General features: G+C 64.7%; 12 protein-coding genes. 6 read left to right on the forward strand and 6 right to left on the reverse strand.

The annotated features are described in order from the left end of the window. Nucleotides 1–230: 230 nt before the first annotated feature. The gene (locus tag LB566_RS17730) at nt 231–725 is read left to right on the forward strand and encodes a hypothetical protein (protein WP_224625328.1); all 495 of its coding nucleotides are present in this window, start codon (nt 231–233) and stop codon (nt 723–725) included. A gap of 188 nt (nt 726–913) precedes the next feature. On the opposite strand, the gene LB566_RS17735 is transcribed toward LB566_RS17730, so the two are convergent. Together LB566_RS17735 and LB566_RS17740 are read right to left on the reverse strand one after the other, a co-directional pair. Next, on the reverse strand, nt 914–1,570 hold the full coding sequence (locus tag LB566_RS17735) for a response regulator (RefSeq protein WP_140491751.1): 657 nt from the start codon (nt 1,568–1,570) through the stop codon (nt 914–916). After that, nucleotides 1,567–2,958, reverse strand: a complete 1,392-nt coding sequence (locus tag LB566_RS17740) for a sensor histidine kinase (RefSeq protein ID WP_224625329.1) — start codon at nt 2,956–2,958, stop codon at nt 1,567–1,569. The genes LB566_RS17735 and LB566_RS17740 overlap by 4 nt, the downstream gene beginning before the upstream one ends. Nucleotides 2,959–3,117: 159 nt before the next feature. On the opposite strand from LB566_RS17740, the gene LB566_RS17745 reads away from it, so the two are divergent. The 4 genes from LB566_RS17745 (at nt 3,118) to LB566_RS17760 (ending at nt 6,561) form a co-directional block, all read left to right on the forward strand. Beyond that, the gene (locus LB566_RS17745; protein ID WP_140493450.1) at nt 3,118–3,456 is read left to right on the forward strand and encodes a hypothetical protein; all 339 of its coding nucleotides are present in this window, start codon (nt 3,118–3,120) and stop codon (nt 3,454–3,456) included. Between the two features lie 31 nt (nt 3,457–3,487). Beyond that, entirely contained in the window at nt 3,488–4,189 is a 702-nt protein-coding gene (locus LB566_RS17750) for a phosphatase PAP2 family protein (RefSeq protein ID WP_224625330.1), read from the forward strand. A 291-nt stretch (nt 4,190–4,480) separates the two neighbouring features. Beyond that, nucleotides 4,481–4,759 (forward strand): helix-turn-helix domain-containing protein, encoded by a 279-nt coding sequence (locus LB566_RS17755; protein WP_140491757.1) that lies wholly within the window; start codon nt 4,481–4,483, stop codon nt 4,757–4,759. A gap of 68 nt (nt 4,760–4,827) precedes the next feature. Further along, nucleotides 4,828–6,561: a SulP family inorganic anion transporter gene (locus tag LB566_RS17760; protein ID WP_224625331.1), complete on the forward strand. Its 1,734-nt coding sequence runs from the start codon at nt 4,828–4,830 to the stop codon at nt 6,559–6,561. A 39-nt stretch (nt 6,562–6,600) separates the two neighbouring features. On the opposite strand, the gene LB566_RS17765 is transcribed toward LB566_RS17760, so the two are convergent. Both LB566_RS17765 and LB566_RS17770 read right to left on the reverse strand, forming a co-directional pair. After that, nucleotides 6,601–7,206: a DNA-3-methyladenine glycosylase gene (locus LB566_RS17765; RefSeq protein WP_411910488.1), complete on the reverse strand. Its 606-nt coding sequence runs from the start codon at nt 7,204–7,206 to the stop codon at nt 6,601–6,603. A 73-nt stretch (nt 7,207–7,279) separates the two neighbouring features. Continuing rightward, on the reverse strand, nt 7,280–8,140 hold the full coding sequence (locus LB566_RS17770) for an SMP-30/gluconolactonase/LRE family protein (protein WP_224625332.1): 861 nt from the start codon (nt 8,138–8,140) through the stop codon (nt 7,280–7,282). Between the two features lie 114 nt (nt 8,141–8,254). Between LB566_RS17770 and LB566_RS17775 the strand changes: the two genes are divergently transcribed. Further along, the gene (locus LB566_RS17775; protein WP_224625333.1) at nt 8,255–9,058 is read left to right on the forward strand and encodes a helix-turn-helix domain-containing protein; all 804 of its coding nucleotides are present in this window, start codon (nt 8,255–8,257) and stop codon (nt 9,056–9,058) included. Nucleotides 9,059–9,079: 21 nt separating this feature from the next. Here LB566_RS17775 and LB566_RS17780 read toward each other — a convergent pair whose 3' ends face one another. After that, nucleotides 9,080–10,018: a CHAD domain-containing protein gene (locus LB566_RS17780; RefSeq protein ID WP_224625334.1), complete on the reverse strand. Its 939-nt coding sequence runs from the start codon at nt 10,016–10,018 to the stop codon at nt 9,080–9,082. Further along, nucleotides 10,015–10,488 (reverse strand): CYTH domain-containing protein, encoded by a 474-nt coding sequence (locus LB566_RS17785; protein WP_224625335.1) that lies wholly within the window; start codon nt 10,486–10,488, stop codon nt 10,015–10,017. Before LB566_RS17785 ends, LB566_RS17780 begins: the two co-directional genes overlap by 4 nt. Nucleotides 10,489–10,564: the final 76 nt, after the last annotated feature.

The following is a 10,564-nucleotide window of genomic DNA, read 5'->3' on the forward strand; positions in this document are numbered from 1 at the left end:
AGACGATCGGTCACACTTTCGTGACATTCGTGCACCCGCCAGCTTGACCGCGAACCTCGCGCCACATCCGGTTTGAAGCTCGGACTAAGGTCCTAGACCGATCGGGGCGAAGGTCCGGATTGCCGCGGCATCGGTCGTGGGCCACTTACACGAACACGCCATGTCGCCGATGGTCGCGTACCTGCACGAGATGGCCTCTGAATTTGCCGGTCCGATCAAGTGAGGGACTGATGCGCAGCTCGATCATGGCTCATTGTTGCTGGCTGACCCTGAGAGCAGTGCCGGCACTGGCGCTGACCATAGCCCCCTATCACCTCGATTTTCACGGTTCCACCGCAGGCATTGCCGCGTCCGGCGCCCAGGCCGCACCTGGTGGGAACGGCGGCAATGGCGGGAATGGGGGTAACGGAAATGGTGGGGGCGGGAATAGCGGCGGCGGCAACAATGGCAACGCCGGTGGCAACAATGGCAACGCCGGCGGTAACGTGAACAATGGCGGCGGCAACAGTGGCAAGGGGAACGGTGCCAACAGCTCCGGCAAGCATGTGAACGCAACAACCGGCGATCGTGTCGAAATAGACGACAACAAGATCGTGGTGCAGCACCCTAACGGCTTCGGCGAAGAGATCGAGAAGGGTCGCTTCAAAATGACCGACGCGCTGGGACGCACGATCGTCGAGCGCCCTGCGACGGCGGCGGATATAAGCCGCCTCAAGGGGTTGTAGAGCGGGCAATAGGCATCGCCCGCTTTACGTGTCACCTCCGCCGCCCCCCGGCGGAGGTGACCTTGTCGCTCCGGCCCCGTATAGGGGCCGTCTTTTTTTGCCCTGGAGCGTTCCGCTGCACCGCGCTTCAGGTTTTCATTTATGCGTGTCGCTATCCCAAACCAGGGATCCCTTGCGGGCGACCAGGATTAGCTGCCGGCCCGATCCCGCGCTTCGCGCATCAGCAGCGCCGCCTCGGTGCGATTGCGCACGTTGAGCTTGGACAGCACACCGGTCATATGATGCTTGACCGTTTTTTCCTGCAGCGCCAGCCGCAGCGCCACTTCCTTGTTGCTCAGCCCTTCCGCCACCAGCTGCAGGATCTCGGCCTCGCGTCCGGTGAGCTGACGCAGGCGGTCCGTCCTGCCGTTGGCCGGCTGCAGCGATTGCAGGTCCGAAAGCAGGCGGGCCGACAGGGTCGGCGACACATAGGTTTCGCCGGCCGCGACACCATGCAGGATTTCGGCCAGCATGCGCGAGCCGACCCCCTTCAGCACATAGCCGCGCACACCGGCGTTCAGCGCCCGCGCCACGTCGGCATTGGCCTCCGAGACCGTCAGCATGACGATCTTCTGTCCGGGATTGGCACCCAGTATGCCGGCCACCGACGCAAGACCGTCACCCGGCATGCTGATGTCGAGCAGCAGTATGTCGGGCTGCAAAGTCGAGGCGATGCGTTCGGCATCCTGCGCCGTGGCACCCTGGGCCACCATTTCGAAGCCGCCGATCTCCGACAGGCTGCGGGTAACGCCTTCGCGAAACAGGGGGTGGTCGTCGACAATGGCGACACGGATGGTACCGATCATGGTTGATCCTCGACGGCTAGCGTAATCATCAATCGTGTTCCCTGCGGGCCGGTCGTGGTCTCGAACTGGCCACCAATGCTTTCGATACGCTCCCTGATGCCGGCGAGCCCCAGGCCCTCGGCCCGCCTCGGGTCGAATCCGGGCCCGCCATCCGATACTTCAACGAAGAACTTGCCGCCTGTCATCCCGGCCTTCACCTCCTGATCCTTGCCCTGCCCATGACGGTAGGCGTTGTTCAGCCCCTCCTGGACGAAGCGATAGATGCTGATCTTCTCCGAAGCGCCCAGTTCGGGCAACTGCCTGGATAAGGTCAGCGCCACGGAACTGCGGGTCCTGCGTTGATGCTCGTCGACGGCAAGACGCAGAATGTCGCCGGCCGCGGCCGTTTCTATCTGCGGCAGGACAAGGCCGTTGCAGATGCCGCGGATTTCACGCATCGCATCGTCCAGCGCCATGCGGATCATGGCGATCTCGGCGTTGCGGCTGTCGCTGGAGGCACCCTCGCCGGAAATGGCGGGGCTGTCCAAACGCAGCGCCGCCAGCGCGACGAGCTGAGCCGGCCCGTCATGAAGGTCGGCACCGATGCGACGCAAATATCGTTCATTGAGCGCCGTGGCACGGCGCGACGCCTGCTGGACGCGCAGGCGCAGCGCCCGGTTCTGCGAGACCAGCGCCTGCAGCTCGGAGACCTGGCCCTGCAGAACGCCGCGCTGCTTGTCGATGGTGCGGCTGCCACGTATGACGATCCCCGACAACAGCAGCAGCGCCGCCAGCGTGGCGCCGGCCACGATCAGCCAGCTCGATAGCAAGGCGGAAGCCAGAGCCGCCTGGAAATCGTCGGCGATCTCGTAGAATTCGGTGACGGCGACCACCTCGCCCGACCAGGGTTCGCGGACCGGATTGTAGATTTCCAGCAGCGGCACGCCCGCGGCCCTCTCCTCCTCGTCGTCCTCGTCGCCTAGCTCGTTGAACTCGGCGACGACATTCCCGGCGAAGGCGGCACGCAGGTTGGCGCTCGGGCCGAACTGCCGGCCGATCAAGGCCGTGTCCTTCGAATACAGCACCGTGCCGTCCCGACGCCACAGCTTGAACGAAAACAGCCGTTTGCCGAGCGCGCCTTGGCCCAGGGTCTCGTCAAGCGCCCGTTTGACGGTGTCATCGAGCTGGTGGTTCGTGCGCAGATCGGGGAGCAGCGGAGCGATCACGCTGTCGACATAAAGGGCAGTCGTGGCCGCCGAATTATGGAGCACGCTTTCGCGGATTTGCGCGGTGACCCAGAAGCCGACCACCAGCATCACCGCAAGCAGCCCAAAGCCGCCGGCAATGATGAACTGCAGAGCCAGCGTAAGTCCGTTCCAGCGCCGCGACAAGGTTTCGAGAAATCGCACGACACGCTCCTCGCCCCCACCCGCAGGGGCAGGGCAGTGCCGCGACTTTGGCGCTTCGGTCCTGCCGACACAAGAGCCTGGTCCCACGGCAGCTGCTTGACGTCCCGACGCGCTTGCGAAACAAGGCACGGACGACCGGCATCAATATCGAGGGGCAGGGTGAGTTTTTCGGGGTTACTTCAGCTCGGTCTTTCGACCGTGATCTTTCTGCTGGCGGCGGCGGCCGCCAAGCAATGGGGGATGGCGCCCAGCCTGGGCAAGATCGTGCTGACGCTTGCGCTCTATTCGCTGGGCAACCTGATCATGCTGCGGCTGATTCGCGAGTTCGGCATGTCGGTGTCGTTCAGCCTGTCGGCCGTCATCCAGCTGGTATCGGTCAATCTGGTGGCGCTGATATTCTTCGGCGAGCGCATCAATACGCTGCAGGCCGCCGGCATCGTGCTGGCGATCGCCGCCGTGGCGCTGATCACGCTCGGACCCTATGTGCAAGGGCGATGACCGGCAAACCATGGTTGCGAAACGAGGTCCGATGAAGACTGCGGCAAAGGCTCTGCTGAGCCGAGTCGAATTCCCGGTGCTGCTGGCCGGCCTTGTGGTCGCCGCCGGCCTCTGGGGCTTCGTGGAATTGATGGAGGTGGCACGGGCCACCACGCCGCACGCCTTCGACGCGGAAATCATGCTTGCCTTCCGCCAGGCGGGCCAACCCGGTATCCCGATCGGCCCGCCATGGATGGAAGGGGCGATGCGCGACATCACCAGCCTCGGCAGCACCAGCGTGCTGGTGCTGATCACGGCGGCGACGATCATCTATCTGCTGTTGATCCGCAGGCCCGGGACCGCGCTTCTCATCTTCGTCGCCGTGGCGGGCGGCCAGACGCTATCGAGCCTACTGAAGCTCGGCGTCGACCGGCCGCGGCCCGAGCTCGTCTCGCATCTGGTCAACGAGACCTCGCTTTCCTTCCCGAGCGGCCACGCGATGCTGTCGGCGGTAACCTATCTCACATTGGGCTCGCTTGCGGCGCGCTTCCTGCATGGCCGGACGACGAAGATCTATGTTCTGGCGCTCGCCGTGCTGACGACGGTGCTGGTCGGCATCAGCCGCATCTATCTCGGCGTCCATTGGCCGTCGGACGTGCTGGCCGGCTGGTGCGCGGGCTTTGCCTGGGCCATGCTGTGCTGGTTGGCGGCAAGGGTCCTGCAGCGGCGCAGGGTGGTGCGTGACGATGCCTGACGACGCCCGAGCGGGAAGCGGTCAGATCAGCCGGTTGATCAAGTGTCCGCAGCCCGTTAGCAGAAGGACCACCGATATCAGGCATGCCGATGTCGTCAATGTCTTGAAAATGGTCAACCGCGTTATCCCCTGCCCCAGATGGAACACCATAGCTCTCAATGCTCGGGAAGTATCCGAAAAAATGCTCGGCAGCTATGATGATCAAGGGTCAGGCGTGCATCCTGATGCTTGAAACATCATAATGATCGTATTATACATCATATCCGCAGACTCAGACGGGGATCCCGGCCGATGATCACTGCCGCGCAGATGCGCGCCGCGAGGGCGCTGGCCGGCATCGATCAGAAGACGCTCGCCGAGCGCGCCGGCGTTTCGCTTCCCACCATCCAGCGTATGGAAGCGAGCGATGGCGTGGTCAGGGGCGTGGTCGATACGCTGATGAAGGTCATCCAGGCCCTCGACGAGGCCGGGGTGGAGCTGATCGGCGAGAATCAACCCAGTGAGCGCGGCGGCCGGGGCGTGCGCCTCAAGCCTGCCGTGCCGCCCAATCCGAAAGCTGAGCCGGCATAAGTCGCGACGGCGACCGCCGACAGTCCTGCCGACGATCCCGCCGCCTTTTCAAGTGCGGAAGGCAGTCCATGGACGAGATCGGGCAGACACTCCACAAAACCGCGCGCAAACCGGTCCATGGGCCGGCAAAGCCGACTTTTTCCGAACTGTTCACACCGAAACTGGTGACGGTCTGGCGGGAAGGCTACGGGCTCGAACATCTCAGGGCCGATGCCATTGCCGGGCTGACCGTCGCCATCGTCGCCTTGCCGCTGTCAATGGCAATCGCCATCGCATCGGGGGTGACGCCGGAGCGCGGGCTCTACACATCGATCATCGGCGGCTTCATCATTTCGGCGTTCGGCGGCAGCCGTTTCCAGATCGGCGGCCCCGCGGGCGCCTTCATCGTGCTCGTGGCGGCGACGGTCGCGCGGGTCGGCGTGGACGGGCTGTTGCTGGCGACGATGATGGCCGGCATCTTCCTCATCGCCATCGGGTATCTGCGGCTCGGCACCTACATAAAGTTCATTCCCTATCCGGTGACGGTCGGCTTTACCGCCGGTATCGCCGTCATCATCTTCTCGGGCCAGATCGTCGAACTGTTCGGGCTGAAGCTCGCCGGCAAGGAGCCAGGCCCGCTGGTGCCGAAGCTGACGGCGATCGGCGAGGCGGCCGGCACGATCAATCTCGCGGCGACCTTCGTGGCGGTGCTGACAATCGCAACCATCGCTTTCCTGAAGCGCTGGCGGCCGAAATGGCCGGCGATGTTGATCGCCATTGGGCTGGCGTCGCTCGCGGTGGCGCTGTTTGCGTTGCCGGCCGAGACGATCGGCACGCGCTTTGGCGGCATCCCGCGCAGCCTGCAATGGCCGGCGCTTCCCCCTGTCAGCCTCGACAGGATGATCGACGTGCTGCCGGACGCCATCGCCTTCGCGTTGCTGGGCGCCATCGAATCCTTGCTGTCGGCCGTCGTCGCCGACGGCATGACCGGCCGCCGGCACCGTTCCAACTGCGAACTGGTGGCGCAAGGCTTCGCCAACATCGCCTCGGCCCTGTTCGGCGGCATCTGCACCACCGGCACCATTGCCCGTACCGCCACCAATGTGCGGGCCGGCGCGCACGGGCCGGTTTCTGGCATGGTCCACTCCATGATCCTGCTCGTCCTGATGCTGGTGGCAGCACCGCTCGCCAGCTACATCCCGCTCTCCGCCCTCGCCGGCGTGCTGGCGGTGGTGTGCTGGAACATGTTCGAGAAGCAGGCTTTCGCCACGCTGCTGCGCGCCTCGCGCGGCGATGCCCTGGTGCTGATGGCCACCTTCCTGATCGTGGTCTTCCGCGACTTGACCGAAGGCATCGTCGTGGGCTTCGCGCTGGGCTCGATCCTTTTCATCGACCGCATGGCGAAATCCATCGCCGTCGAAGCCGACCAGATCCTGGTGCCGGAGGATGTCGCCGACCGCGAGAGCGTCTATGATTCCAGGGACGCGACCGACGCCGACACCGTCGTATACCGCATTTCCGGCGCGTTCTTCTTCGGCGCCGCTTCGACCGTCGGCGCAGTGCTCGACCGCATCGCCGACCAGCGCAAGAACTTCATCCTCGACTGCTCGGCGGTGCCGTTCTTCGATTCGACCGCGGCCAATGTCATCGAGAGCGCCGCACACAAGGCCAGGCGCGCCGGCGTGCGCTTTGTCATATCGGGCGCTTCGCCGCAGACAAGGCGCACGCTGATCAACCACGGCCTCAGGCGCCCGCTGGTGACCTACGCCGCCTCGATCCGGGCCGCGCGAGCGCAGCTGGAGGGAAAAAGGGCGGCGCAGTAATTGCATTCTGCTTGCTTTCAGCGCGCCGGGAAGCACCTCTCATGGGTTGAGCGATCGCGAACCGCTGACGAACGGACTTCCCCGGACATAAAATCGCAGCAGGCGGTCCGCGTCCTTCGAAATGCCGATCCGAACGCCCTGCCCGATTTCGCCGGGGTCGCGGCCATCGCTTGCAAGCCATAGAGGGCCTTCCCGGCAAAGATCGAGCCCGTCGAGCGAACGGTCGATCCGCAACGCCATGGCGAGCCTTCCCGGTCCTCGCGCCAGGTCACGCAGGCGCTCGATGCCGCGATTGAGCCGCATGATCGGAATGCCGTCGAGCGGCTCGAGTGCCCTGATCAGGACGCCGGTTCCGATTCCGGGCACCTCGCTCGAGACATTCAGCATGTATGAGATGCCGTAGGCGAGATAGACATAGGCATGCCCGCGCTCGAGAAACAGCGAGCGGTTGCGCGAGGTCATTCCCCGGTAGCCGTGCCCGGCAGCGTCACCGGCGACATACGCCTCGGTCTCGACGATGCGGCCGCTGGCAATGCCTCCGGGCAGTTCCCGCACCACGATCTTGCCGATGAGATAGCGCGCGAGAACGGCCGTATCGTGCGGCAGTTCCGAACGGGCGAGCGGGCGGCGGACGACCATCCTCATGGCGGCTGGTTTTAGATCCGCCCGGCCCATGTGGCAAAGGCTCTCGTAAGGTCGGCTCCGAAAATCTGGCTTCTCAATCGAGCCTCAGCGCCACGATTTCGCCGTCGTTCATCAGCGGGACATAGAGGATCGACTTGCCGTCGGTCCCGATGTCGGCGCTGCCCGGTCTGAAATGCGCCACTGCTTCCGGCGTGCCGCCCTCTCTGTACCGGTAGAGCGTGCCGGTCATGTAGGCCGTGGCGTAGATGCTGTCGCCGATGGCCACGACGCCGTCGAGATCGGCGAAGTTCTGGGCGCCGGGCAGCGGCGTCACCGTCTTGCCGGCGAGGTCGACCGCCAGCAGCCCGCCGGGCTCGCCCGTACTGAAATCCGGCTTGATGCCCTTGCCCCAGGACGCCACGATCAGCCTGCCGCCATGGGCGAAGATGCCGTTGGGCGAAGCAAGCAGTGCGTCCTTGACGAACGGCACCGGCTTGTCGCCGTCAATGCGGTAGATGGTGTCGGCCAGCATATCCGTGACATAGACCTTGCCGGAGACATCCGATGTCATGTCGTTCAGGAAGACGGCGTCCGGCACATCGATGCTGGAGATGAGCTTGCCGCTGGCGAGATCGACGACGCGGATCCTCGTGATGTCGGCGACGTAGAGCCTGCCGCCCGAGATCGCCATGCCTTTCGGAGCGTCCATGCCGCCGACCCAGTGACGGGTGATCAGCTTGCCGTCGGAGGATAGCAGCGACAGATAGCCGTTGCCGTCGGCCTCGCCGGGATTGCCGACAATGTTGGAGACAATGATTCGGTTGTCGGCGGCGTCGAAGAGCGCCGATTCCGGTTGCTCGAAACCGGTGGCGCGCCAGGTCTCGCCGGCCTGCGCCGGGAAGGCTAGCGCGATGGCGGCGACCGCGACGGCGACAAGGATGGAGGGGCTCTTCATGACTGGTCTCCTGTGATTGCCGGCGTAGAGCTAGCGATTTCGATACTTCCCGGGAAGACTGATCGCTGCTAGTATCGAAAGTCGATACGAAACCTCGCAAAAGAGATTCATTCCATGAACGGTCCGATCTTCGAGGCGCTGAAGCGGACATTGAAGGCCAAGGGCCTCACCTATCGCGCGCTTGCCGAACGGATGGGTGTCTCAGAGCCGACGGTGAAGCGCATCTTCCACGAACGCAACTGCAAGCTCGACAGGCTGATGGAGATCTGCGCGGCCGCCGGCGTCGAGCTGGAGAACGTGCTCGGCTCGATGAACAGGGGACCGGGACCGGTCAACCACATCGCGCCGGAGATCGAGCGCAGGCTCGCCGGCCGGCCGGCGCTGCTGTTCGTCTTCGTCATGCTGTCGGAAAAGTTCACGCCACAGGGCATCATGCGCTCGCAGGGACTGAGCGAGGCCTCGATGTTCCTTTATCTGCGTGACCTCGAGGAGCTGGGCCTGGTGGCGCTTGGGCGCGGCCTGTCGGCAAGGCTGCTGGTGGAGACGCCGATCCAGTGGAATTTCGAAGGGCCGCTGAGGCCGCTATTCGAAATGACCAACAAGAATTTCATCGGCTGGGCCATAACCCATATCGAGAACGAGGCGACCTTCGTCAGCTTCTCCAGGCGCATGCGCCCGGAAACGGCCGAGATGGTGCGGCGCGAGGCGGAAGAACTGGCCGACCGAGCCCGGTTGCTTGCCCATCATGACCAGCATACGACGCCGGAGGACGCACTGGTCGGCTACAAATGGACGTTCGCCTTCGGTGCGACGCCGTTTCCCGCAATCATGCCGATCGGCCCGCACCCGCGTGATGCCGGTGCGCGAATGAAGGGCCAGCCCCTCCCGGCGAGCCACCCACGGCCAATGCCGGCATGACCGGCGATGAATCCCGTCGCGTCACCTCGCCGCCAATTCCTCCGCAGGCGGAGCGCCGGCAAGATCGTCGCGCGCCTTGCGGGCCAGCTTCTTCGTTGAGCGCCTGGGACTGTCGCCGAACAGTTCGGCCGCCTCGGCAAGGCAGGATTTCCTCAGGCTCTTTTCGGAATGCTTCAGGAGTTTGCCGAGGAGTTTCGTATCCCCGGGCGGCCCAAGCGGCTCGCCGCCGGCATCCAGCATCGCGCGCATGACGAAGACGTCGTGCAGTTCGCCGAGTTGCTCTGCGAGCCTGTCGACCGCCTTGCGACGAGCCTTGATTGGCGTTGGCCACAGGCGGCCGAGCAGCGACAGATGCATGCTGTGGGTCTTGGCCGCCTTGCGCAGGTCATGGAAATCCTCCGCCTCGCCGCTCGAGGCCGCCTTGTCCAGCGCTTTGCGGGCGCGCCGCAATATGGCGCGGGCGCCCTCGGCCAGGATGTCGGCGGCCCGCTCCGGCTGGTCCGGCAAGGACAGCCTGTCGACGCGTTCGAGGCCCTCCTGGCAGGCGGCGATGGCAGCTTCTATGGCCGCGTCGAGACCGGCGCCGGCATGAAGCGCGTGCTGGCGCATCACCAGGCGATCGCGGGCGGGGCCGAGGCCGTCACCGCCGCTTTGCCCCGGAAAGGCGTCGGCCAGACGGTCGATCGTCTCGATCAAGGCGGTCGCCTCGCGCGGTCCGGCGAGCAATGCCGAGACCTGCCTGTAACGCTCATTCTCCGCGCGACAGAATGTTTCGTCACCGGAACGGACTAGACGCAACAAGGCGCGCACGCTCTTCAGTCGTTTGCGGGATTTGTGCAGTCCCTGCTCCGGCCTGTCACGCGCCGTGTCGAGATGAGTAAGCGCCTTGCCGATTTCCTCGGCCAGGATACGCCTGACCTCGCCGGTCAGCGGCAGGCGGGGATCGATGCGAAAGCTCATGCGGCGATCTCCGGAATCCCCCCGAGGGCGAGCGACGCGTTGTAGAATTGCTGTTCGCCAGTCACCTCACGGCCGAGCCAGTCTGGCAGCATTTCATCCGGGACATCGTCCGGCGTCTCGAGTTCGGCCACCACAAGCCCCGCCAGCGCGCCGCCAAAGACATCGACTTCATAGAGATAGCCGCCATGCCTAACATGATGACGTGTCTTCTCGATGACACGCCCGATGGCGAAGCCGAGCATCTCCACGGCGTCGGCCAGCGGAATGGGATATTCGAATTCGTCGCGCTCGCGCGCCTTGCTGCCGAATTTCAGCGTCAGCCTGGCCGAGGCGCCGTTGCTGATGCGCACGCGCACCGTGCGCCCCGGCGCGGCGGCGAGATAGAACTGGAGGATGCGGATGTCCACCTCGACCAGATCCCGCCATGCCGTGCCGGAGACCAGGAACTTGCGCTCGACTTCCTTGCCCATGGCCGCGCACTAAAGCCCGCGCGGGCCGGCGTGGCAAGCCATGTCCGCGATCCGATTTGACTTTAATCAATCGATT

The organism is Mesorhizobium sp. CA13 (genome assembly GCF_020165235.1).
Taxonomy (GTDB): domain Bacteria; phylum Pseudomonadota; class Alphaproteobacteria; order Rhizobiales; family Rhizobiaceae; genus Mesorhizobium.

What these genes read in the sequence shown, in the direction of transcription:
- LB566_RS17750 (WP_224625330.1), top strand. Translation starts at nt 3,488, where the DNA reads ATGAAGACTGCGGCAAAGGCTCTGCTGAGCCGAGTCGAATTCCCGGTG.
- LB566_RS17730 (WP_224625328.1), top strand. Translation starts at nt 231, where the DNA reads ATGCGCAGCTCGATCATGGCTCATTGTTGCTGGCTGACCCTGAGAGCA.
- LB566_RS17760 (WP_224625331.1), top strand. Translation starts at nt 4,828, where the DNA reads ATGGACGAGATCGGGCAGACACTCCACAAAACCGCGCGCAAACCGGTC.
- LB566_RS17785 (WP_224625335.1), bottom strand. Translation starts at nt 10,488, where the DNA reads ATGGGCAAGGAAGTCGAGCGCAAGTTCCTGGTCTCCGGCACGGCATGG.
- LB566_RS17765 (WP_411910488.1), bottom strand. Translation starts at nt 7,206, where the DNA reads ATGAGGATGGTCGTCCGCCGCCCGCTCGCCCGTTCGGAACTGCCGCAC.
- LB566_RS17770 (WP_224625332.1), bottom strand. Translation starts at nt 8,140, where the DNA reads ATGAAGAGCCCCTCCATCCTTGTCGCCGTCGCGGTCGCCGCCATCGCG.
- LB566_RS17755 (WP_140491757.1), top strand. Translation starts at nt 4,481, where the DNA reads ATGATCACTGCCGCGCAGATGCGCGCCGCGAGGGCGCTGGCCGGCATC.
- LB566_RS17780 (WP_224625334.1), bottom strand. Translation starts at nt 10,018, where the DNA reads ATGAGCTTTCGCATCGATCCCCGCCTGCCGCTGACCGGCGAGGTCAGG.
- LB566_RS17735 (WP_140491751.1), bottom strand. Translation starts at nt 1,570, where the DNA reads ATGATCGGTACCATCCGTGTCGCCATTGTCGACGACCACCCCCTGTTT.
- LB566_RS17775 (WP_224625333.1), top strand. Translation starts at nt 8,255, where the DNA reads ATGAACGGTCCGATCTTCGAGGCGCTGAAGCGGACATTGAAGGCCAAG.